Source organism: Pseudomonas cistanchae (genome assembly GCF_054483635.1).
This window is the reverse complement of the sequence record NZ_JBTLWN010000005.1, coordinates 344129-366203: the sequence shown is the minus strand read 5'-3', so window position 1 is coordinate 366203 and position 22075 is coordinate 344129. Positions and strand designations below refer to the sequence as shown.

Sequence of the window (22075 nt, the reverse complement as noted above, 5' to 3'; positions counted from 1 at the left end):
GGCGGCAGTGATGTAGGTGGGCGTTTGTTAACGAGCAGCGACTGCGTATCCTGTAGCTTTGGTCTTGGGCTAAAACGCGCCGAATAAATGGAGAGCTACATATGTTTGCTTTGGATGCACGTTTACAGCAAGACACCTTGCCCCTCGGCGACTTTGCATTGTGTCGGCTGCTGCTGATGAACGATGCACATTATCCGTGGTTCATTCTGGTTCCGCGTCGCGAAGCCATAAGTGAGGTCTTTCAGCTGAGCGTGGTCGACCAGCAGGTTTTATGGCGGGAAACCGCGTCACTGGCGGAAAAGCTTAAAGGTATCTTTGCCGCCGACAAAATGAATATCGCGACGCTGGGTAACGTCGTCAGTCAGCTGCACATGCATGTGATTGTGCGTCATGAAGGCGACGCGGCATGGCCCGCTCCGGTTTGGGGCAAGCATCCTGCCGAGCCCTATACGGATGCGCAGATGGCGAGCATTAAGGAAAAAATGCAGCGGGCGCTGGCGGATAACTTCAGCTTTACCGAGGTGGCACGTTGAACATTGAAGAGCGAGTCAACGAATTGGAGAGTCGTCTGGCGTTTCAGGATGACACCATCCAGGCGCTTAACGATGTACTGGTTGCACAGCAGCGCCTGTTGGAGCGCATGCAATTGCAGCTTGCAGCTCTGGCGAAGCGCCAGCAAGACTTGCACGGCCAGTTTGACATGACTGAGGAAGAGGCCCCGCCGCCTCATTATTGAAGGCGTAAAAAACCCGCCTGCAAGATGCTGAAGGCGGGTTTTTCAGGTTCAAGTCAGATTAACGACGAGCAGGCAGCGCTGCAATTACATCTTCAGCTTGCAGGCCCTTGTCGCGCTGCATGACGGAAAACTCGACGCGTTGGCCCTCGACCAAGACGCGATGCCCTTCGCCGCGTATAGCGCGAAAGTGCACGAATATATCGTCGCCGGAGTCGCGGGAAATAAAGCCGAAGCCTTTGGATGTGTTGAACCACTTCACGGTACCGGTCTCGCGATCGGTCATGTCATGCGAGCTGCTGGTAGTGGTTGCCGTCGTGCGGCGGCTGCGCATGCGCAGATTGGTAGCCAGATGCAGAAGTACCGCAACCAGAACGGTGAGCAGGCTGAATAGGCTTGCGGGTTGATTGGCGATCACAGGCAGTGGTGCCAGTAGGATTAGAGCTTGTAGCAAGGTAGCCAGTATGAGCAGGGCCGAAACCAGATTCTGCATGTGATGGCGCAGGCCCGCATGCCAGATTGGAAGTTGCGGTGCCAATATCAGATTAAGCAAGCCAAACAAGGCGAGGCACAGTGCATCGGGTTGTTGCAAAAATGGCTGTGCGCCGTCATTAACGCTAGGAACAAAGGACAACAGAAGAGCGACAAAGCCCGCTGCCAAGTGGACAATTTTCAACATGTTCAATGAACTCACTAAATTAAGGATCAACGAGGAAGATGGCTGCGCGAAGTTGCCATAGATAAAGGTATTGGATGGACGCGCGAGCAGCCTATGCGCCTACCAGAAGCCTCGGTCGGCGGCACGGGCGTATTTAACAGCAAAGAGGAAGGCGACTCAAATCAGGCGCTAAGCGCATCCACCGGTGCGGCGGGGTGAACCTGATTACGGCCGTTACGTTTGGCTTCATAGAGCGCATCATCCGCTCGGGTAAGCAAACGCTCCAGATCATCACCCGCTTGCGCTTGGGCGTGGCCAAACGAAGCCGTGATGCTATCGAGCACCTTATCGGTGCTGCGAACTTTGATTCGCAGGGATTGAATCTTCAAGCGCAACTGGTTGGCGATTGCGTAGGTTTGCGCCACGTCCGGGCTGTCGCACAGGATGACGCAAAACTCTTCGCCGCCATATCGCGCAGCCATGGCATTGGCAGGGAGAAGCTCGCGCATCAGTTTGCCCACGTGCTGGAGTACGCGGTCGCCCAGTGGGTGACCGTATTGGTCGTTGAAATCCTTGAAGTGATCGATATCCAGCATTATCAGCGCGACGCCTTCATGCCCGTTGCTAAGTGCCTTCTCCAGTAACCGATTGAACGCGTGACGGTTGAATACTTGCGTCAGGCTGTCCAGTGTTGCGGCGATATGGGCGCGCTCCAGTTGGCCGCGTAGGTGCTTGATTTGCTCCTGAGCCGCGTGCAAACGGTACAAGAATTTACCTTGCAGCTCGTGCATCTGCTGAGTGCTTTCCTGGAGCTCGATCAGGACCTGGGGTAGATCGTCGGTAACGGGCTCTTGCAGTGCCGCGAGGCCGACCTCAAGGCTGGTCTGGTAGTTTCGGCTGCCGAGAACGTTGGAGGTGACGTCGTCCTCGATGTCATCCACCAGTTCGATCACCTGCCGTTGGCCGGCGCGCGCCTCTTCGATCTCGCCGCGGATGACATAGTCATGAAAGAGTTTGGTGGCGACCTCCGGTGGGAAACTGTCGAAATCCTTGAGTGCGTTGTCTAGGCGTTGATTGAGCTCAGGCTCGTGTCCTTTGCTGTAGGTGTACCAGAGCGCGTAGTGCACGGGATTTGGCGGGATGTCGTGGCGCATCATCAGGGGCACGGCTTGCCGCAGTAGGGCAGCCGCCTCGCGAGTTTCCTCGGGGTAGAGCTCCATGATGGAAGGGGTTTTGTTTGGCTTGATCATGCGCGTCACGGTGGCCAGTCGCTGGTGTGCAGAGCATAGAACAGGCCTATGTCAGGCGCATACTAAAAGGCCCAGACATGCTGGGCCTTTCACTATTTGATTACGCCGCCAGCAAGCTGCGCAGCATCCACGCGGTTTTTTCGTGGACCTGCATGCGCTGGGTAAGCAGATCAGCGGTCGGTTCATCGCTGACTTTATCAAGTAGCGGGAAGATGCCGCGGGCGGTACGTACCACCGCTTCCTGGCCTTGAACGAGTTGCTTGATCATGTCGGAAGCGGCCGGTACTCCCTCTTCTTCTTTAATCGACGACAAGCGCGCATAGGCAGCGTAGGTGCCAGGAGCCGGGAAACCGAGGGCACGAATGCGTTCGGCGATTTGATCGACCGCCAGCGAAAGCTCGTTGTACTGCCCTTCAAACATCAGGTGCAGGGTGTTGAACATTGGCCCGGTGACGTTCCAATGAAAATTATGGGTTTTCAGATACAAGGTGTAGGTATCAGCCAGCAGGCGGGAGAGACCCTCGGCGATCGCAGCCCGATCCTGTTCGTCTATTCCAATGTTGATTTCCATGCCATATCTCCTCTTAGTTAGGGCATCAGCTGGCCCAACGATGTTCGGAGGCTAGCACAAGCGATGTACAAGCCGATGTTGGTTTATTTCAATAAAAGAAATTGTCAGAACCTATTGAACTGGCGGTTCAGATCGATTGTTTCGCGAGGATTCGTTGCTCGTTGCCGGGCAAGCCGATATTGGGGAGTTCGCCTGCTTTTGCATGCGTGCGTGGCGCGGCTCAGGGCCTTGGCTGCAAGCGGCCGCTTAACCATATATAATCCCGCGCTTGCCGCTGACCGCTGTCGAGGCAGTCTGGTAACGAGACGGTTCGTCAAGTTACCCCGGCCCAAGTGCCCACTCGACATTGCACATGCAAATACCGCGTGTATCTGCCGCCAGGCATTATCCGGAACAAGCGCGCCGTTAATGCGGCCCAACGAATTCAAGACTCAAGAGAAGCGACTACCACCATGATGCGCAGCCATTATTGCGGGCAATTGAACGAGAGCCTGGACGGTCAGGAAATTACTCTTTGCGGGTGGGTTCACCGCCGTCGCGACCATGGCGGGGTGATTTTCCTCGATATCCGTGACCGTGAGGGTTTGGCCCAGGTCGTTTTCGATCCTGATCGCGCCGATACTTTTGCCGCTGCCGACAAGGTGCGCAGCGAGTACGTGGTCAAGATCACCGGCAAGGTGCGTCTGCGCCCAGCCGGTGCCGGCAACGCCAACATGGCCTCCGGCGCCATCGAAGTGCTCGGCTATGAGCTGGAAGTGCTGAACGAGGCGGAAACTCCGCCGTTCCCGCTTAACGAATACACCGACGTGGGCGAAGAAACCCGTCTGCGCTATCGCTTTATCGACCTGCGCCGGCCTGAAATGGCGGCCAAGCTGAAGTTGCGCTCAAGCATCACCAGCAGCATCCGTCGTTACCTGGACGACAACGGCTTCCTCGATGTGGAGACGCCGATCCTTACCCGCGCTACTCCTGAAGGCGCGCGTGACTATCTGGTGCCGAGCCGCACCCACGCCGGCAGCTTCTTCGCCCTGCCGCAATCACCGCAGCTGTTCAAGCAATTGCTGATGGTGGCGGGCTTCGACCGCTACTACCAGATCGCCAAGTGCTTCCGCGACGAAGACCTGCGTGCCGACCGCCAGCCGGAATTCACCCAGATCGACATCGAAACCAGCTTTCTCGATGAAGCCGACATCATGGCCATCACCGAGAAGATGATTCGCCAGCTGTTCAAGGAAGTGCTGGGCGTCGAGTTCGGCGAGCTGCCGCACATGACCCTGGCCGAAGCCATGCGTCGCTTTGGTTCCGACAAGCCAGACCTGCGCAACCCGCTGGAACTTGTGGATGTGGCCGACCAGCTGCAAGCCGTCGACTTCAAGGTGTTCAGCGGTCCGGCCAACGATCCGAAGTGCCGTGTGACCGCCTTGCGCGTCCCGGGCGGGGCGAGCATGCCGCGCAGCAAGATCGACGACTACACTAAGTTCGTCGGCATCTACGGCGCCAAGGGCCTGGCCTATATCAAGGTCAACGAGCGCGCCAAGGGTGTCGAAGGTTTGCAGTCGCCGATCGTCAAGAACATCCCGCTGGACAACATCAACGTGATCCTTGATCGCGTCGGTGCAGTGGATGGCGACATCGTATTCTTTGGTGCCGACAAGGCCAAGATCGTCAGCGAAGCCCTGGGCGCGCTGCGCATCAAGCTGGGCCATGACCTCAACCTGCTGACTTGCGAGTGGGCACCGCTGTGGGTCGTTGATTTCCCGATGTTTGAAGAGAACGACGACGGCAGCCTGACCGCCATGCATCACCCGTTCACCGCGCCGAAGTGCAGCCCGGCTGAACTGGAGGCCAACCCGGCGGCAGCGCTGTCGCGCGCCTATGACATGGTGCTCAACGGCACCGAGCTGGGTGGCGGTTCGATTCGTATCCACGACAAATCCATGCAGCAGACCGTATTCCGCGTACTTGGCATCAGTGAAGACGAGCAGCAGGAGAAGTTCGGCTTCCTCCTCGATGCGCTGAAATTCGGCGCACCACCCCATGGCGGTCTGGCTTTCGGCCTGGATCGTCTGGTCATGCTGATGACCGGTGCGCAGTCGATCCGGGAAGTGATCGCCTTCCCGAAAACCCAGAGCGCGGCCTGCGTCATGACTCAGGCTCCGGGTGAAGTGGATAACAAGTCGCTGCGCGAACTGCATATTCGCCTGCGCGAGCAGCCGAAAGCCGAATAAAGCGTCAAAAGAAGCCTGGTTTTCCAGGCTTCTTCTTTATGGCAGGACGGAGAGACTCAAGCTCTCACGCCTCGATACCGAATGTGAAACAACCGGAGTGAGTTATGGCTGGTCATTCCAAGTGGGCCAACATTAAGCACCGCAAAGGGCGTCAGGACGCCAAGCGCGGCAAGATCTTCACCAAGCTGATTCGTGAACTGACCGTTGCTGCCAAGCATGGCGGGCCGCTCCCGGCAGACAACCCGCGTCTGCGTCTGGCAGTTGACAAGGCGCTGACGGCCAATATGTCGCGTGACGTCATCGACCGCGCCATCGCACGGGGTGCCGGTAACGACGAAGCCGATAACATGATCGAGCTGACCTATGAAGGGTACGCGCCAAGCGGCGTGGCGATCTTCGTCGAGGCCATGACCGACAACCGCAATCGCACCGCTGCTGAGGTGCGTCATGCCTTTACCAAGTGTGGCGGCAACCTCGGAACCGATGGTTCGGTGGCTTATATGTTCGAGCGCAAGGGCCATATCAGCTATGCCCCAGGGGTTGGGGAAGAGCCGCTAATGGAAGCCGCGCTAGAAGCGGGTGCCGATGATATCGCCAGCAACGATGACGGCTCGGTGGAGGTCTACACCGCATTCGCCGACTTTCATGCGGTGAACGAGGCGCTCAGCGCTGCCGGGTTCAAGGGTGACGAGGCCGAGATATCAATGATTCCGTCGATTTCCGCGCCTATTACTGACCTGGAAACTGCGCAGAAAGTGATCAGGCTGATCGACATGCTTGAAGACCTCGATGACGTACAGAACGTCTATCACAACGCCGAGATCCCAGACGAAATCATGGAGCACTTGGGCTGACTGCAGTTGCTGCTGGCGGAGCCGGAAGTCGTCTCGGGCACGTCCGGATTTTTCATGGTGAGCACGTATGCGCATTCAAGGTGACGCCAGCGTGGGCTGCCCCTATACTCGCCAACTGGATAAATAGACAGTGCGGTCGATCTTGCTGAGAGCGATGATCCGAGTAGGCGGCAGTAGATGACCTTGATTCTTGGAATCGACCCGGGTTCGCGCATCACCGGCTACGGTGTGGTGCGCGACACCGGGCGCAGTTGCGAGTACGTCGCCTCAGGCTGTATTCGCACGGGCAGCGGCTCGATGCCAGAGCGCCTGCAGATCGTGTTTCGCGGCGTACGCGAAGTCATCGAAACCTACGGGCCGGTGACCATGGGCATCGAACAGGTGTTTATGGCGCGTAATCCTGATTCCGCGCTCAAGCTTGGTCAGGCGCGTGGCGTGGCGATCGTGGCCGGGATCGAAGCGGGTCTGGATATCGCCGAATACACCGCGACCCAGGTCAAACAGGCCATTGCCGGTACGGGTGGTGCGGACAAGGAGCAGGTGCAGATGATGGTCATGCACCTGCTCAAGCTGATACAAAAGCCGCAGATCGATGCATCTGACGCTCTGGCCATCGCGTTGTGCCATGCCCATCACCGGCAAAGCCTGATTCCCCATGGCCTGGTCGGCGCTAAACGGCGCGCTGGGCGTCTTCGCTTGTAACGTCATTAAAGGAAGCAGCGGTGATTGGACGGTTGCGCGGTACCCTGGCGGAAAAACATCCGCCCCATGTGATTCTGGATGTGAATGGCCTGGGTTACGAGCTGGAAGTGCCCATGACAACCTTGTACCGTTTGCCAGCGGTGGGCGAGCCGTTGACGCTGCACACCCATCTGGTCGTGCGGGAAGATGCCCACCTGCTGTATGGCTTTTTCGAGAAGCGCGAGCGCGAGCTGTTTCGCGAGTTGATCCGCCTCAATGGCGTCGGGCCCAAGCTGGCGCTGGCGCTGATGTCCGGTCTCGAGGTCGATGAGCTGGTGCGCTGCGTGCAGGCTCAAGATACCTCGGTGCTGGTGAAAATTCCGGGCGTCGGCAAGAAAACCGCCGAGCGCTTGCTGGTCGAGCTGAAGGATCGTTTCAAAGCCTGGGAAACCGTACCCGGAATGAGCACGCTAGTGGTTGAACCTCGCAGTAACGGCGCAGTCACAAACGCGGAGAATGATGCGGTCAGCGCACTTATTTCTCTTGGTTATAAACCCCAGGAAGCCAGTCGCGCCGTCTCAGCCATTAAGGAAGATGGCCTGAGCAGTGAAGATATGATTCGTCGAGCCCTCAAGGGAATGCTGTAGTGCTAGAAGCTGATCGACTGATTACCGCTGCGCCGCGCGATCGCGACGAACAGGTGGATCGGGCCATTCGCCCGTTGAAGCTGGCTGACTATATCGGCCAGCCCAGTGTTCGCGAGCAGATGGAGCTCTTCATCCAGGCCGCGCGGGCACGGGGCGAGGCGCTGGACCACACCCTGATTTTCGGCCCGCCTGGCCTGGGCAAGACCACGCTGGCCAATATCATCGCCCAGGAAATGAACGTCTCGATCAAAAGCACCTCGGGCCCGGTGCTCGAGCGCCCTGGTGATCTGGCAGCGTTGCTGACCAATCTCGAGCCGGGCGATGTGCTGTTTATCGACGAGATCCACCGTCTTTCGCCAATTGTCGAGGAAGTCCTGTATCCAGCCATGGAGGACTTCCAGCTCGACATCATGATCGGCGAGGGGCCTGCGGCACGTTCGATCAAGCTGGATTTGCCACCCTTTACCCTGGTGGGCGCCACGACTCGCGCAGGCATGCTGACCAACCCGCTGCGGGATCGCTTTGGCATTGTTCAGCGTCTGGAGTTTTACAATGTCGATGATCTCGCGACCATCGTCATGCGCTCCGCCGGGATTCTGCATTTGCCGATCGAGCCCGCAGGCGCATTCGAGATTGCCCGGCGCGCGCGCGGCACGCCGCGTATTGCCAACCGTCTGCTGCGCCGTGTGCGTGATTTTGCCGAGGTGCGCGGACAGGGCGAGATCACCCGCCAGATTGCCGATCTCGCGTTGAATCTGCTGGATGTCGACGAGCACGGTTTCGATCATCAGGATCGCCGCTTGCTCTTGACCATGATCGAAAAGTTCGACGGGGGGCCGGTGGGTGTGGACAGCCTGGCCGCGGCCATCAGCGAAGAGCGTCATACCATCGAGGATGTACTCGAGCCTTATCTGATTCAGCAGGGCTACATCATGCGCACCCCGCGGGGTAGGGTGGTAACCCGTCACGCTTATTTGCACTTCGGCCTTAACGTGCCCAAGCGCATGGGTGAATTGCCGACCGCTGACTTATTTGCCAGCGATGATGAGTAAGGAAAAATACTTGATAAAGACGATTGGCAAGAACGGGGGCTGGCACTAGAGTATGCGCGCGCAAAACGGAGTTCAGTCTTTCGCCCACCATTGTCGGGTTTATTACGAAGACACCGATGCGGGCGGCATCGTCTACTACGTCAATTACCTAAAATTTATGGAACGGGCTCGCACCGAGCGGCTACGTGATCTGGGTTTTTCTCAGTCATTGCTGGCAGGTGAGGGCCTGTTGTTCGTCGTGCATTCTGCTGAAGCGCGTTACCACGCGCCGGCGCGACTGGACGACGAGTTGCGGGTGAGTGCCGATGTGATCGAGTTGAACCGCGTCAGCCTGCGTTTTCGTCAGCAGGTCCGGCGGGTTGCGGATGATGTGCTGCTCTGCGAAGGGCAGTTTTTGGTGGCCTGTGTGGGCGCCGACAATTTGAAACCTCGCGCCATTCCCCAACCCCTGCGTGCGGCCTTTAGCCGAGCAGGGGGGCGCGAGTACATCTAGAGCAGGAGAGTAAGCGTGGAAGCCAACGCCGTTGACCATATGTCGATGTGGAGTCTGATCAGCAACGCCAGTTTGGTGGTGCAACTGGTGATGCTGACGCTGGTGGCCGCATCGGTCACTTCGTGGGTCATGATCTTTCAGCGCGGTACCTTGCTGCGTGCCGCAAAGCGTGCGCTGGATAACTTCGAAGAACGTTTCTGGTCTGGCATCGACCTGTCCAAATTGTATCGCCAGGCGGGCAGCAATCCCGATCCCGATTCTGGTCTCGAGCAGATTTTCCGCGCAGGCTTCAAAGAGTTTTCGCGCCTGCGTCAGCAGCAGGGCGTCGACCCAGATGCGGTGATGGATGCCGTGGCGCGTGCGATGCGCGTGGCTATTTCACGTGAAGAAGAAAAGCTCGAACAGAGCCTGCCGTTTCTTGCAACCGTCGGCTCCACCAGCCCTTACATCGGCCTGTTCGGCACCGTGTGGGGGATCATGAACTCCTTCCGCGGTCTGGCTCAGGTTCAGCAAGCCACCCTGGCCACCGTGGCCCCTGGTATTGCCGAGGCGCTGATTGCCACGGCAATCGGGCTGTTCGCGGCGATTCCTGCGGTGATCGCCTATAACCGCTTCGCCGCGCGTGGCGAGATGCTGATCGGGCGTTACTACACCTTCGCCGATGAGTTCCAGGCGATCCTGCACCGTAAAGTGCACACCAGCGACGACTAAGCCTTAGGCGCTCTCACTACAGGTTTCTCAAGCCATGGCCAGAATTCGCAACAGACGCAAGCCCGTCGCCGAGATGAACGTGGTGCCCTACATCGATGTGATGTTGGTACTGCTGGTAATTTTCATGGTGACCGCGCCCATGCTCAATCAGGGCGTCAAGGTTGATCTTCCGCAAGTCAGCAGTGAAGTCCTGCCGCAGGACAACGACGCTCAGGTACTCACCATTTCGATCAAGGCCGACAAATCCTATTACTGGAATATGGGCACCGAGGTCGATGTCGATACCGTGCAGGACCAAGCCATGACGCTGGAAGAAATGACCCGTGCGGTTACGGCGATCATCAACCAGAGCCGCAGCCAGGGTAAGCAGGTGCAAGTGTTCGTTCGCGGCGACAAGTCGGTCGATTACGGCACGGTCATGGCGGCCATGGGCGGGTTGCAGCAAGCTGACGTCGGTAACGTCGGGCTTATCACCGAGGCGCCCTGATGCAGCAACGCGAGCGCTCCCCTTCGGAAAGCCTGTTCTGGCCGCTGGTTTGGGCTGTGACGCTGCACGTGCTGATGTTCGCCATGCTGTTCGTCAGCTTTGCCTTTGCTCCGGACCTTCCGCCTGCCAAGCCGGTGGTACAGGCGACCCTTTATCAACTGAAGTCGCAGAGCCAGGCCACTACCCAAACCAATCAAAAGATTGCCGGGGAAACCAAGAAAACCGCTGCACCCATTTACGAAACCGAACAGCTTGAGCAGAAAAAGGCTGAGCAGGAGAAAGTGGCGGCCAAGGCAGCGGAACAAAAGAAAGCTCAAGAGGCTCAGAAAGCGGAAGCTGCCAAGAAGGCTGATGCCGAGAAAAAGGCGGCAGAACAGAAGAAGCTGGCCGATGTAGCCAAGAAGAAAGCGGCTGATGAAGCGGCGAAGAAAAAAGCCGCTGAAGACGCCAAGAAAAAAGCGGCGGAGGAGGCCAAGAAAAAAGCCGCCGCCGAGGCTGCGAAAAAGAAAAAAGCCGATGACGCCAAGAAGAAGGCGGCAGAGGCAGCCCAGCGCAAGGCGGTAGAAGACAAGAAGGCTGCTGCCCTGGCTGAACTGCTGTCTGAAGACGTCGGTCGCCAGCAAGCCATCGCCGATACCGTTGGTGACGAGGTGGCTGGCAGCCTGGATGATCTGATCGTCATGCTGGTCAGTCAGCAGTGGCGACGTCCGCCATCCGCGCGTAACGGCATGAGCGTAGAGGTACTGATTGAAATGCTGCCGGATGGCACCATCACCAATGCCAGTGTGACACGTTCCAGCGGCGACTCACCCTTTGATAATTCAGCGGTGCAAGCGGTGCGTAACGTTGGCCGTATTGCCGAAATGCAGCAGCTTGACCGCGCCACTTTTGATCGTCTTTACCGGCAGCGTCGTGCCGTCTTTAAACCGGAGGATTTAGGTCTGTGAATACCCTGATGCGTATTGTCCTGCTCAGTCTGACCATGTTGGTCGGCGCGGTGCAGGCGGCTGATCCATTGGTGATCAGCAGTGGTACCGACCGTGCAACCCCAATTGCGGTTGTTCCATTCGGCTGGCAAAGCGGCACCGTGCTGCCAGAAGACATGGCTGAGATCATCGGCAACGATCTGCGCAATTCTGGGGTTTTCGAGCCGATCCCGCGGCAGAACATGATCAGTCTGCCGACTCAGGCCAGCGAAGTGATCTATCGCGACTGGAAGGCTCTAGGCGCTCAGTACGTGCTGGTCGGCAATATCGTTCCGAATGGCGGGCGTCTGCAGGTGCAGTTCGCGCTTTTCAATGTGGCGACCGAACAGCAGGTGTTGACCGGAAGTGTGGGCGGAGGCACTGATCAACTGCGCGACATGGCCCACCACATCGCCGACCAGTCGTTCGAAAAGCTGACCGGCGTCAAAGGCGCGTTTTCCACGCGGATGCTGTACGTCACCGCCGAGCGCTTTTCGGTGAACAACACGCGCTACACCCTGCAGCGCTCCGACTATGACGGCGCCCGGGCCGTCACCCTGTTGCAGTCGCGCGAACCAATCCTGTCGCCGTCGTTCGCGCCAGATGGCCGCCGCATTGCCTATGTCTCGTTCGAACAGAAGCGCCCGCGCATCTTCGTTCAACACATTGATACGGGCCGTCGCGAGCAGATCACCAATTTCGAGGGGCTGAACGGTGCACCGTCCTGGTCGCCAGACGGTAACCGCCTGGCATTCGTTCTCTCCCGTGACGGAAACCCTGAAATCTATGTGATGGACATGGGGACTCGCCAGCTGCGCCGGGTGACCAACCAGGGCTCAATTGATACCGAACCCTTCTGGGGCAAGGACGGTCAAACCATCTACTTCACATCGGATCGGTCGGGTAAACCACAGATCTACAAGACCAACATCAACAGCGGTTCGGTTGAGCGCGTGACTTTTGTTGGCAACTACAACGCCAATCCGAAACTGTCCGCAGATGAAAAAACCCTGGTGATGATCCATCGCCAGGACGGCTTCACCGTATTCAAGGTGGCGGCGATGGACCTGGCTCGAGGCGGTGCTCCGCGCATTCTTTCGGACACCAGTCTGGATGAGTCGCCCACTGTTGCGCCCAACGGCACCATGATAATCTACGCCACCCGCCAGCAGGGGCGGGGAGTCTTGATGTTAGCGTCCACCAATGGTCGCGTTAGGCTCCCTCTTCCTACCGCTCAAGGCGAAGTTCGAGAGCCTTCTTGGTCCCCTTACCTGAACTGACGCGGCGCTACACCGTTTAAATAGAAGTACTGCTTTAACACACTGGGGTTCATTAGGAGTTACACGATGGAAATGCTGAAATTTGGTAAGTTTGCTGCACTGAGCCTGGCTCTGGCCGTAGCTGTAGGTTGCTCCTCGAAAGGCGGTGATGCTGCTGGCGAAGGCGCTGTTGATCCGAACGCTGGCTACGGCGCTGACACCGGTGCCGTTGATGGCAGCCTGAGCGAAGAAGCTGCTCTGCGCGCTATCACCACCTTCTACTTCGAATACGACAGCTCTGACCTGAAGCCAGAAGCCATGCGCGCTCTGGACGTTCACGCCAAAGACCTGAAAGGCAATGGCGCTCGCGTCGTTCTGGAAGGCCACGCTGACGAGCGCGGTACTCGTGAATACAACATGGCTCTCGGCGAGCGCCGTGCTAAAGCCGTTCAGCGCTACCTGGTACTGCAGGGTGTTTCCCCAGCTCAGCTGGAACTGGTTTCTTACGGCGAAGAGCGTGCGATTGCTACCGGCAACGACGAGCAGTCCTGGGCTCAGAACCGTCGCGTAGAACTGCGTAAGTAATATGCGAACGTGCCGTCGTGCTTTAACCGTTTTGGCTCTCTGCCTGCCGCTCGCGGCGTTGGCTGAGGTTCCCGTAATGGATGGCAATGCCAGTTCTGGCAGCAGTGGCTATCCGGCAGGCGGTTACGGCACGTCCGGCGCCTACGCGGGGGGAGAGGCGCAAGCCCCTGCCTCCGCGCAAGGCATGCTGTTCAGCCAGCTGCAGCAGATGCAGCAGGAAATCGCGCAGTTGCGCGGCATGCTCGAAGAGCAGCAAAACGAAATTCAGCAATTGAAACAAGAGAGCCTGGAGCGTTATCAGGATCTTGATCAGCGTATTAGTAGTGGCGCTGTAGGTGCTGCTAACTCAAATTCTCCAGCTGCTGGCGCGATAGATGCCAGCGGTACGCCAACACCTCCTGCCGGGCAGACGCAAGCGTCCAGCGGAGCTGAGCCGGCCGACCCCGCTAAGGAAAAACTGTTTTACGAAGCGGCCTTTGATCTGATCAAGTCCAAGGACTTCGATAAAGCCAATCAGGCTTTCAGTGCCTTTCTGCGCAAATACCCAAACAGCCAATACGCCGGCAACGCGCAGTATTGGCTTGGCGAGGTGAATCTGGCGCAGGGCAATCTCCAGGGTGCTGGCCAGGCATTTGCAAAAGTCAGTCAGGCCTACCCGAGCCACACCAAGGTACCTGATTCACTGTTCAAGCTTGCTGATGTGGAGCAGCGCTTGGGTAATACCGACAAGGCTAAAGGCATCCTCAATCAGGTCGTTGCCCAGTATCCCGGTAGTTCGGCTGCGCAATTGGCTCAGCGCGATTTGCAGCGCCTGCCGTAAAAGGCTGCTGCATCCTGATCAAGAAACCCGCGCCTTGCGCGGGTTTTTTATGGGCTGCGATCTTGGTTCCCTCCCGCGAGCCGTTATTCGCGACGTTAAAAATGTCTCCCGGTTTTTTTTCGTATACAATTCGCGCCCCTTTTCCCGCAACGGAGGCGGATGGCCTGTTTAGCCGTCACGCCCGTGGCTGATATGCAAGAAACCCTGCGCATTACCGAGATTTTCTACTCGCTGCAGGGCGAGACGCGCACCGCCGGCTTGCCGACCGTGTTCGTCCGCCTCACCGGCTGTCCTTTGCGTTGCCAATACTGCGACACCGCCTATGCCTTCAGCGGCGGTGAGATACGGTCTTTGGACGCCATCATCGAGCAGGTTGCCGGTTACAAGCCGCGCTACGTCTGCGTGACCGGTGGCGAACCCCTCGCTCAGCCCAATTGCATCCCGCTGCTCCAGCGCCTGTGCGACGCGGGCTACGAAGTATCGTTGGAAACCAGCGGGGCGCTGGATGTATCTGCCGTCGATTCGCGGGTCAGCAAAGTGCTTGATCTGAAAACGCCGGGATCGGCGGAGGTCGTGCGCAATCGCTACGAGAATATCGAGCTGCTCACGCCCAACGACCAGGTCAAGTTCGTGATCTGCTCCCGCGAAGATTACGATTGGGCGGTTACCAAACTCATCCAGTACCAGTTGGATAAGCGCGCCGGCGAAGTGCTGATGTCGCCCAGTCATCACGAACTGGACGCGCGCTCGCTGGCCGAATGGATCATCGCCGACAACCTGCCTGTGCGCTTGCAGATGCAACTGCACAAGATTCTCTGGAACGACGAGCCGGGACATTGATATGACCAAGAAGGCGCTGATTCTCTTATCAGGCGGGCTGGATTCGGCAACCGTCGTGGCGATGGCCAAGGCCGATGGCTACAGCTGCTACAGCATGAGTTTCGATTATGGCCAGCGTCACCGCGCTGAGCTGGAGGCGGCGCAGCGCGTGGCTCGGCAGCTGGGCGTGATTGAGCACAAGGTAATCGGGCTTAATCTCAACGGTATCGGTGGTTCGGCGCTTACCGATACCAGTATCGCCGTGCCCGAGGGCGAAACCGAAGGCATTCCGGTGACCTACGTGCCTGCGCGCAATACGGTCTTCCTCTCCCTGGCGCTCGGTTGGGCCGAAGTGCTCGGTGCGCGCGATATCTTTATCGGTGTCAATGCGGTGGACTACTCCGGTTATCCGGATTGCCGTCCCGAGTTCATCGAGGCCTTCGAGCGAATGGCAAATCTGGCGACCAAGGCGGGTGTAGAAGGAGAGGGCTTCCGCATCCAGGCGCCGTTGCAGTTCATGACCAAGGCAGAGATCGTTCAGACAGGGGGGCGACTGGGCGTCGACTATGGATTGACGGTGTCCTGTTACCAGGCCGATGAGCAAGGTCGGGCGTGCGGCAAGTGCGACAGTTGCCGCCTGCGTGCCGCCGGTTTCGCCGCCGCGGGGCTGGACGATCCCACGCGTTATTTCTAAAAAAAGCCTTTGCGAAGTGTTGAATTACCGAATTAAATCAGTATCATGCGCCTCGCGTTGGGTCGTTAGCTCAGTTGGTAGAGCAGTTGGCTTTTAACCAATTGGTCGTAGGTTCGAATCCCACACGACCCACCATATTTCCTTCTACGGAAGGTATAAAAATCCTGAGGGTGCCATTCGTGGCCTTTCGGGATTTTTTTTGCGCGGGTTTTAGCGATGGCGTGCGCCTCGTTTCAGCCTGTGCGTTCCCGCTCGACTGGCGGGTATACTTCGCCTCTCGCCGCTAGACCTCCTCAGGCCCGATGACATGACGCAGATTTCCGAACGCCTTCTGGTCCAGGCCCATCTGGATGCCAAGCAACCCAAGCCGCTGACTCCCGAACAGGAAGTTTTCTATCGCGCGGAAATCGCTGCTGAGCTGAAGACGCAGAATGCCGTGCTGGTCGCCCATTACTACTGCGACCCGGTGCTGCAGGCATTGGCCGAGGAAACCGGTGGTTGCGTTTCCGACTCGCTAGAGATGGCGCGGTTCGGCAATGCCCATGCTGCGCAAACGGTGCTGGTGGCCGGGGTCAAGTTCATGGGCGAAACCGCGAAAATTCTCAATCCGGAAAAGCGTGTGCTGATGCCAACCCTGGAGGCGACCTGCTCGCTGGACCTGGGCTGCCCGGTCGAGGAGTTCGCCGCATTCTGCGATCAGCATCCGCAGCGCACCGTGGTGGTGTACGCCAATACCTCGGCAGCGGTAAAAGCCCGTGCCGACTGGGTGGTGACATCCAGCTGTGCGGTGGAGATTGTCGAACACCTGATGGACAACGGTGAGAGCATCATTTGGGCGCCGGATCAGCACCTGGGTCGGTATATCCAGAATAAGACGGGTGCCGACATGCTGTTGTGGGACGGCGCCTGCATCGTGCACGAGGAATTCAAGGCCAGGCAACTGGAAGACATGAAGGCGTTGTACCCGGACGCTGCCGTCCTGGTACACCCAGAGTCGCCAACTGCGGTCATTGATTTGGCCGATGCGGTGGGTTCCACCAGCCAGTTGATCGCGGCCGCACAATCAATGCCGAACAAGACCTTTATCGTCGCCACCGACCGCGGCATCTTCTACAAAATGCAGCAGCTGTGTCCGGACAAGGTATTTGTCGCGGCGCCGACCGCCGGTAACGGCGCCGCCTGCCGCAGCTGCGCCCATTGCCCGTGGATGGCGATGAACACGCTGGAGCGGACGTTGAGCTGCTTGCGTGAGGGCAGCAACGAAATATTCGTCGACCCGGCGCTGATTCCGCGGGCAATCAAGCCGCTCAAGCGCATGCTCGATTTTACCCAGGCCGCGCGGCTCAAACTGGCGGGTAATGCCTGACAGTTGCGAGCATAAAAAAGCCCGGCGATGCCGGGCTTTTTTATGCTCGCGTGTTAACGCAGCATGTCTTCGATGGCGCGTTGATCGTCCAGCAGTTCCCGCTGGCGCGCATCGATGCGAGAGGCTAACTGGAAGTTGTTGGTGGTGCGCCGCTTGGCGAAATCGAGCTGCTCGATTGCCTGATCGTAATCACCGACCAGAGCGAAGAACTCGGCCCGCGCCTGGTGCAGGCCAATGGTGTTGCCGCTGAGGCCGCGAACTTCCGCCACTAGATACCAGACATCCGGGTCTTTGCCGCGGGTCTTGAGAAGCGCGTCGAGGGCTCGTTCGGCTTCCTGGATACGACCCTGCTTCATCAGCAGGTCGATATGCGCCTGGTTCACCGGGTAGTTGCGCGGGTAAAGCACCAGCAGCCGCTCGATACGACTCTGGGCTTCGGCCAGCCGCGAGGACGCGATGTCCGACTCGACCTGCGCCAGGTTATAGGTGATGTCGTTCGGTGCTTTCTGTAGCAGCGGTTGCAGAGTTTCCCGGGCTTTTCCGTGCTGGCCGCGTTTGACCTGGGCGATGGCCAGGCCATAGCGCGCGGCATCCAGCTTGGGGTTTTCGTCAAGCATGGCGCGAAAGCGTTTGGCGGCGAGGCCGGGAGTGTCCTCGTAAATCAACTGCACCCGGGCGCGCATCAACTGATAACGCAAGCTGTCCGAGTTACCGCCTTCGGCGTATTGCTCGGCGCGGTTGCGGGTGTCGGCAATCCGCGATTCGGAAACCGGGTGAGTCAGCAGGAATTCCGGGGGCCTGCGGTCATAGCGATACTGGCGCATCAGGCGCTCGAACATGCTTGGCATGGCGCGGGGGTCGTAGCCGGCTTTTTCCAGGTTGACCAAACCGATGCGGTCGGCTTCCTGCTCGTTTTGCCGAGAGAAACGCCGCTGTTCCTGCATTGCGGCGGCCTGTGTCGAGGCGATGGCGGCAATGCCGACATCACCGGCGCCGGCTGCTGCTGCGACTATCCCGGCGAGCAGGCCCGCCATCACGGGAATCTGCATGCGTTGCTGAGCTTCCATTCCGCGGGCGAAATGGCGTTGCGACAAATGCGCGAGTTCGTGTGCCATGACCGAGGCGTACTCAGCCTCGGTTTGCGCATACAGGAACAATCCGCCATTCACTCCGATAATGCCGCCGGGTGCAGCAAAGGCGTTGATCTGCGGGCTGTCGAGTAGCACGAACTCCAGACGACGATCCTGCAGCTGGCTGGTTTCGCTGATGCGGTAGACGCTGCTCTCGACGAAATCCTTGAGCTGCGGGTCCGACAGCTGGCTGACCTGACCGCGGACCAGGCTCAGCCATGCACGACCCAGTTGATGTTCCTGTTGAGGGGAAACGATGGCCGAACTCGCGTCGCCAAGCGACGGCAGGTCGTCTGCCATGGCAGGCGCGGCGGCCAGGCAGACGAGCGTCAGCAGGGTAGGGCGCAGAAGATTCATGCATGCAGCTCTTGGCAATCAAAGGCCGGTACTGTAGCCGGGTATGCGCGTGCCTGGCCAGGCCTGCACCGCCTTGGTTATGCTGCGCCGTGTTTCATAGGAGGATGGCATGAGCGATGTACAGAAATGGAGCGAGGCCTGCGACGCCGAGCTCGACACCAGTGGGCTGAATTGCCCGTTACCGTTGCTGAAAGCCAAGCTGGAACTGAACCGCTTGGCCAGCGGTGCGGTGCTTAAAGTGACGGCCACCGATGCCGGTTCGCAGCGGGATTTTCGCGCTTTTGCACAACTGTCTGGCAATCAGCTGTTGCGCGAAGCGGCTGTCAATGGCGTGTATCAATACTGGCTTCGCAAGGCCTGAGCCTGCCAGGTTTAGTTGCCGGCCGAGCAGAGTCGGGCGTGGCCAATCCATTAGGCCGAATGCAATGCCTGCGCCGCGGCCAACACTGCTTCCACGTGGCCAGGAACCTTGACCCCACGCCATTCCTGACGCAGAACGCCGGCCTTGTCGATCAGAAAAGTGCTGCGGTCTACGCCCAGGTATTCCTTGCCATAAAGCTTTTTTAACTTGATCACATCGAACAGCTCACACAGGGTTTCGTCCTTGTCTGAGATCAGCTCGAACGGGAACGCCTGTTTGCATTTGAAGTTTTCGTGGGACTTCAGGCTGTCTCGGGAGACGCCGAACACCAGGGTATTGGCGGCCTGAAACGCCGCGTACTGGTCGCGAAAGCCTTGACCTTCGGTCGTGCAGCCGGGCGTGCTGTCTTTCGGATAGAAATAGATGACGACTTGTTGGCCCTGCAATGCAGAAAGCTGGATCTGCTGGCCGCTGGTGGCCTGGGCTTGAAAGTCGCTAACCGGGGTGTCGAGGGCAACCGCCATACAGGGTTCCTTTAAGGGTTCTGTGGGCGCCAGGGTTCAATCAGGGCGTCCAGGTTCAAAGCGTCGGCGAAGTCGAGGAATTGATCGCGCAGCCAGCTGATTTGGGTGCCTGCAGGCAGCGTCACGGTCAGCGTCGCGTTGAGCATGGTGCCGCCGGTTTGCGGGGCCAGGTAGGTGTCGCAGGTGAGATTTTCCAGCTCGACCTGATGATCAATAAAGAACTGGCACAGCTCGTTGAGAATGTCCGGACGGTAGGCCGAGCTGACATAGGCAACATAGGGCAGGGCCTGGGGCCGGCTTTCCGATGCGGCGCTACGGATCACATTGACCGAGAAGCTGTGCTTCTTCGCCAGCGCCGGCAGGGAACCCTCCAGCCGCGCTAGCGCGTCCCAGCTGCCGGAAATCTGCAAAACCAGTGCGCTGAATTCGCCGTGTCGGCTCAAGCGGGTGCTGACCACGGCGCAACGGTTTTCGTGGCTGGTGCGACAGAGGACGTTGGTCAGCTCCATGGCATTGGGGCCGAGTGCACTAATAAGGAGAAATTGTTCGCGAACTGGGGGGGTGGACATGCAGCCTTCCTAAACGATTGACGCCTGGCCATGAGACACGCTGCCAAGCAAAGCCGGAAGGGTAGCGAAAAGCGCTGCTCAGGGGAATGCCAATGGATGGGGTGAACTGTCGAATATTCCGCTGCCCGGCCACCGATATGGATTGTTCGCGGCCTTGCACTTCGCTTGTGCAAGGCAGGTGGCGCCAGTACCATTACGGCTCTCTTTTTCCGGCAGGAGCGGTTGCATGATTGCGGGCAGTATGGTGGCACTGGTTACGCCCATGGATGCGAAAGGTGGTCTCGATTGGGATAGCCTGAGCAAACTGGTCGATTTCCACCTGCAAGAAGGCACCAATGCGATTGTCGCGGTCGGCACCACGGGTGAGTCGGCGACGCTGGATGTGTCGGAGCATATCGAAGTCATCCGACGTGTGGTCGCGCAGGTAGCGGGACGTATTCCGGTCATCGCCGGTACCGGTGCCAACTCCACCCGGGAGGCGGTCGAGCTGACCGAAAATGCCAAGACTGCAGGCGCCGATGCCTGCCTGCTGGTCACACCCTATTACAACAAGCCGACTCAGGAAGGCTTGTACCAGCATTTTCGCCACATCGCCGAAGCGGTAGCGATTCCGCAGATTCTCTATAACGTGCCTGGTCGCACCGTATGCGACATGTTGCCCGAGACCGTCGAACGTCTATCCAAGATCGACAACATCATCGGCATCAAGGAAGCCACTGGCGATTTGCAGCGTGGTCAGGAGGTGCTCGAGCGAGTCAGCAAGGATTTCCTCGTGTACTCGGGTGACGATGCCACTGCGGTCGAGCTGATGCTCATGGGCGGCAAGGGCAACATCTCGGTAACTGCAAACGTCGCGCCTCGTGCGATGAGCGATCTGTGCGCGGCAGCGATGCGCGGCGAGGCGGCCATGGCGCGCGCCATCAATGACCGTCTGATGCCGTTGCACAAAGCACTGTTTATCGAATCCAACCCGATCCCGGTGAAGTGGGCCCTGAATGAAATGGGCTTGATGCCCAACGGTATCCGCTTGCCGCTGACCTGGCTCAGCCCGCGTTGTCATGAACCGCTGCGTCAGGCCCTGCGCCAGTGCGGCGTATTGGTTTAATTGAGGAATTACTACGCATGAAGCGACTGGGCGGATTTTCTGCACTTGCTCTGATCATTTCCAGCACCGCCGGTTGTGGCTGGATCTACGGTGAAGACGGCTATTTCCGTGATCGCGGTAGCGACTACCTCGAGGCACGCCAAACCGCGCCAATGCAGCTGCCGGCGGATGTGAACGCCAAGCGTATGGACCCACTGCTGCCGGTGCCGCAGCAGATCGCCGACAGCACCGCCGAAGGCGAGTACGAGGTACCGCGCCCGCAAGCATTGGCCGTGCGTGCCGATGCCAGTGAATTCAGTCTGCAGAAGAGCGGAGAGTCGCGTTGGCTGGTGGCCCAGCGCGTACCTGCCGAGGTGTGGCCGGTTGCGCGCCAGTTCTTCGAGGACAACGGTTTTCGCATCGCCGAAGAGCGTCCGCAAACAGGTGAGTTCAGCACCGAATGGCAGCGCCTCGACCAGCTTTCCGCAGGCATGGCGACCCGCCTGAGCGGAAGCGCCAACGGCGGCGCTGCCGATAGCGAGACCCGCGTTCGCGTTCGCATCGAGCCGGGCGTGCAGCGCAATACCAGTGAAGTGTTCGTGGTCAGTGCCCAGCGCCCGGCCGGCAGCACTGCTGACGTCGCGTTCACCAGCCGCGGCGACAATGCAGCCCTGGACGCCGCGTTGCTCGATGAAATGCTTGCGAGCATGGCGCGCAGCGTAGAACAGGGTGGCTCGGTTTCCCTGTTGGCCGCGCGTGATTTCGATGCACCCAGTCGCGTGAGCCTGTCCGAGGATGGCAATGGCAATCCGGTGCTGAACCTTGGCGCCGATTTCGACCGCGCCTGGTCTGGCGTGGGTCGCTCGCTCGAGCTTGCCGACGTACGCATCGACGACCTCAATCGCAGCCTTGGCGTCTACTACGTCAACCTGGCGGAACGCGCGCAGACGGACGAGAAGCCCGGCTTTTTCAGCAACGTATTTGGCAGCGAGCCGGACAAGGAAACCATCGACGCCCGCGCCGAGCGTTATCAGGTCCGCCTGACACCGGTCGGCGATAGCGTGCAGGTCACTGTTGAAAAGGACCTCAACACCGTCGCTCCTGCCGACGTGGCCCGCCGGGTACTGGACCTGATCCAGGACAACCTGGGTTAAGCGTGCTGCTCAACCTGTTGCCG

Annotated in this window: 26 protein-coding genes, 1 tRNA gene and 1 pseudogene; 21 read left to right on the top strand and 7 right to left on the bottom strand. The window is 58.9% G+C overall.

The features are described 5' to 3' along the window. The first annotated feature begins 101 nt into the window (after window positions 1-101). Together ACX0MV_RS16140 and ACX0MV_RS16135 are read left to right on the top strand one after the other, a co-directional pair. Window positions 102-533, top strand: coding sequence for an HIT domain-containing protein (locus ACX0MV_RS16140; RefSeq protein WP_458983523.1), 432 nt, complete (start codon window positions 102-104; stop codon window positions 531-533). Further along, window positions 530-736: a SlyX family protein gene (locus tag ACX0MV_RS16135; RefSeq protein WP_458983522.1), complete on the top strand. Its 207-nt coding sequence runs from the start codon at window positions 530-532 to the stop codon at window positions 734-736. The genes ACX0MV_RS16140 and ACX0MV_RS16135 overlap by 4 nt, the downstream gene beginning before the upstream one ends. Before the next feature lie 58 nt (window positions 737-794). Here the strand turns inward: ACX0MV_RS16135 and ACX0MV_RS16130 are convergent, their stop codons facing one another. The 4 genes and pseudogenes from ACX0MV_RS16130 to ACX0MV_RS16115 form a co-directional block, all read right to left on the bottom strand. Next, window positions 795-1019 carry a cold-shock protein gene (locus ACX0MV_RS16130; RefSeq protein ID WP_296217861.1) on the bottom strand — a complete coding sequence of 75 codons (225 nt, stop codon included), beginning with the start codon at window positions 1017-1019 and terminating at the stop codon, window positions 795-797. A gap of 72 nt (window positions 1020-1091) precedes the next feature. Next, a pseudogene (locus tag ACX0MV_RS16125) lies at window positions 1092-1412 on the bottom strand (cold shock domain-containing protein membrane protein); the annotation flags it as partial. A 161-nt stretch (window positions 1413-1573) separates the two neighbouring features. Next, window positions 1574-2641: a GGDEF domain-containing protein gene (locus ACX0MV_RS16120; RefSeq protein ID WP_458983521.1), complete on the bottom strand. Its 1068-nt coding sequence runs from the start codon at window positions 2639-2641 to the stop codon at window positions 1574-1576. Between the two features lie 100 nt (window positions 2642-2741). Beyond that, a complete protein-coding gene (locus ACX0MV_RS16115; RefSeq protein WP_458983520.1) occupies window positions 2742-3212 on the bottom strand; it encodes a Dps family protein in 471 nt (156 codons plus the stop codon). Between the two features lie 452 nt (window positions 3213-3664). Between ACX0MV_RS16115 and aspS the strand changes: the two genes are divergently transcribed. The 16 genes from aspS to nadA all read left to right on the top strand — a co-directional run bounded on the left by aspS (window position 3665) and on the right by nadA (window position 16873). Then, window positions 3665-5440, top strand: a complete 1776-nt coding sequence (gene aspS / locus ACX0MV_RS16110; RefSeq protein WP_458983519.1) for an aspartate--tRNA ligase — start codon at window positions 3665-3667, stop codon at window positions 5438-5440. 104 nt (window positions 5441-5544) lie between these two features. Beyond that, entirely contained in the window at window positions 5545-6294 is a 750-nt protein-coding gene (locus tag ACX0MV_RS16105; RefSeq protein ID WP_458983518.1) for a YebC/PmpR family DNA-binding transcriptional regulator, read from the top strand. 177 nt (window positions 6295-6471) lie between these two features. Beyond that, a complete protein-coding gene (gene ruvC / locus ACX0MV_RS16100) occupies window positions 6472-6996 on the top strand; it encodes a crossover junction endodeoxyribonuclease RuvC (protein WP_458983517.1) in 525 nt (174 codons plus the stop codon). A 20-nt stretch (window positions 6997-7016) separates the two neighbouring features. Next, window positions 7017-7622, top strand: coding sequence for a Holliday junction branch migration protein RuvA (ruvA, locus tag ACX0MV_RS16095; RefSeq protein ID WP_458983516.1), 606 nt, complete (start codon window positions 7017-7019; stop codon window positions 7620-7622). Next, on the top strand, window positions 7622-8674 hold the full coding sequence (ruvB, locus tag ACX0MV_RS16090) for a Holliday junction branch migration DNA helicase RuvB (RefSeq protein WP_458983515.1): 1053 nt from the start codon (window positions 7622-7624) through the stop codon (window positions 8672-8674). The genes ruvA and ruvB overlap by 1 nt, the downstream gene beginning before the upstream one ends. A gap of 52 nt (window positions 8675-8726) precedes the next feature. Beyond that, window positions 8727-9167, top strand: coding sequence for a tol-pal system-associated acyl-CoA thioesterase (gene ybgC / locus ACX0MV_RS16085; protein WP_458983514.1), 441 nt, complete (start codon window positions 8727-8729; stop codon window positions 9165-9167). 15 nt (window positions 9168-9182) lie between these two features. Beyond that, the gene (tolQ, locus tag ACX0MV_RS16080; RefSeq protein ID WP_458983513.1) at window positions 9183-9878 is read left to right on the top strand and encodes a protein TolQ; all 696 of its coding nucleotides are present in this window, start codon (window positions 9183-9185) and stop codon (window positions 9876-9878) included. 34 nt (window positions 9879-9912) lie between these two features. Then, window positions 9913-10365, top strand: coding sequence for a protein TolR (gene tolR, locus ACX0MV_RS16075; protein WP_458983512.1), 453 nt, complete (start codon window positions 9913-9915; stop codon window positions 10363-10365). After that, entirely contained in the window at window positions 10362-11312 is a 951-nt protein-coding gene (gene tolA / locus ACX0MV_RS16070) for a cell envelope integrity protein TolA (protein WP_458983574.1), read from the top strand. The genes tolR and tolA overlap by 4 nt, the downstream gene beginning before the upstream one ends. After that, on the top strand, window positions 11309-12610 hold the full coding sequence (gene tolB / locus ACX0MV_RS16065) for a Tol-Pal system beta propeller repeat protein TolB (protein WP_458983511.1): 1302 nt from the start codon (window positions 11309-11311) through the stop codon (window positions 12608-12610). Before tolA ends, tolB begins: the two co-directional genes overlap by 4 nt. A gap of 66 nt (window positions 12611-12676) precedes the next feature. Next, a complete protein-coding gene (pal, locus tag ACX0MV_RS16060) occupies window positions 12677-13174 on the top strand; it encodes a peptidoglycan-associated lipoprotein Pal (RefSeq protein WP_458983510.1) in 498 nt (165 codons plus the stop codon). Window position 13175: 1 nt separating this feature from the next. After that, entirely contained in the window at window positions 13176-13994 is an 819-nt protein-coding gene (ybgF, locus tag ACX0MV_RS16055) for a tol-pal system protein YbgF (protein ID WP_458983509.1), read from the top strand. Between the two features lie 192 nt (window positions 13995-14186). Beyond that, a complete protein-coding gene (gene queE / locus ACX0MV_RS16050; protein WP_458983573.1) occupies window positions 14187-14834 on the top strand; it encodes a 7-carboxy-7-deazaguanine synthase QueE in 648 nt (215 codons plus the stop codon). Between the two features lies 1 nt (window position 14835). After that, window positions 14836-15507: a 7-cyano-7-deazaguanine synthase QueC gene (gene queC, locus ACX0MV_RS16045; protein WP_458983508.1), complete on the top strand. Its 672-nt coding sequence runs from the start codon at window positions 14836-14838 to the stop codon at window positions 15505-15507. A gap of 59 nt (window positions 15508-15566) precedes the next feature. Beyond that, window positions 15567-15642: transfer RNA gene (locus tag ACX0MV_RS16040), tRNA-Lys, on the top strand. 172 nt (window positions 15643-15814) lie between these two features. Beyond that, window positions 15815-16873, top strand: a complete 1059-nt coding sequence (gene nadA / locus ACX0MV_RS16035) for a quinolinate synthase NadA (RefSeq protein WP_458983507.1) — start codon at window positions 15815-15817, stop codon at window positions 16871-16873. Between the two features lie 53 nt (window positions 16874-16926). On the opposite strand, the gene ACX0MV_RS16030 is transcribed toward nadA, so the two are convergent. Beyond that, a complete protein-coding gene (locus ACX0MV_RS16030) occupies window positions 16927-18360 on the bottom strand; it encodes a M48 family metalloprotease (protein ID WP_458983506.1) in 1434 nt (477 codons plus the stop codon). Between the two features lie 109 nt (window positions 18361-18469). Between ACX0MV_RS16030 and ACX0MV_RS16025 the strand changes: the two genes are divergently transcribed. Further along, on the top strand, window positions 18470-18721 hold the full coding sequence (locus tag ACX0MV_RS16025) for a sulfurtransferase TusA family protein (protein WP_458983505.1): 252 nt from the start codon (window positions 18470-18472) through the stop codon (window positions 18719-18721). 50 nt (window positions 18722-18771) lie between these two features. Here ACX0MV_RS16025 and ACX0MV_RS16020 read toward each other — a convergent pair whose 3' ends face one another. After that, window positions 18772-19245, bottom strand: a complete 474-nt coding sequence (locus ACX0MV_RS16020; RefSeq protein ID WP_458983504.1) for a peroxiredoxin — start codon at window positions 19243-19245, stop codon at window positions 18772-18774. An 11-nt stretch (window positions 19246-19256) separates the two neighbouring features. Beyond that, window positions 19257-19814, bottom strand: coding sequence for a glycine cleavage system transcriptional repressor (locus ACX0MV_RS16015; RefSeq protein WP_458983503.1), 558 nt, complete (start codon window positions 19812-19814; stop codon window positions 19257-19259). A gap of 226 nt (window positions 19815-20040) precedes the next feature. Between ACX0MV_RS16015 and dapA the strand changes: the two genes are divergently transcribed. After that, window positions 20041-20919, top strand: coding sequence for a 4-hydroxy-tetrahydrodipicolinate synthase (gene dapA, locus ACX0MV_RS16010; RefSeq protein ID WP_458983502.1), 879 nt, complete (start codon window positions 20041-20043; stop codon window positions 20917-20919). A 17-nt stretch (window positions 20920-20936) separates the two neighbouring features. Further along, window positions 20937-22052: an NlpB/DapX family lipoprotein gene (bamC, locus tag ACX0MV_RS16005; RefSeq protein ID WP_458983501.1), complete on the top strand. Its 1116-nt coding sequence runs from the start codon at window positions 20937-20939 to the stop codon at window positions 22050-22052. Window positions 22053-22075: the final 23 nt, after the last annotated feature.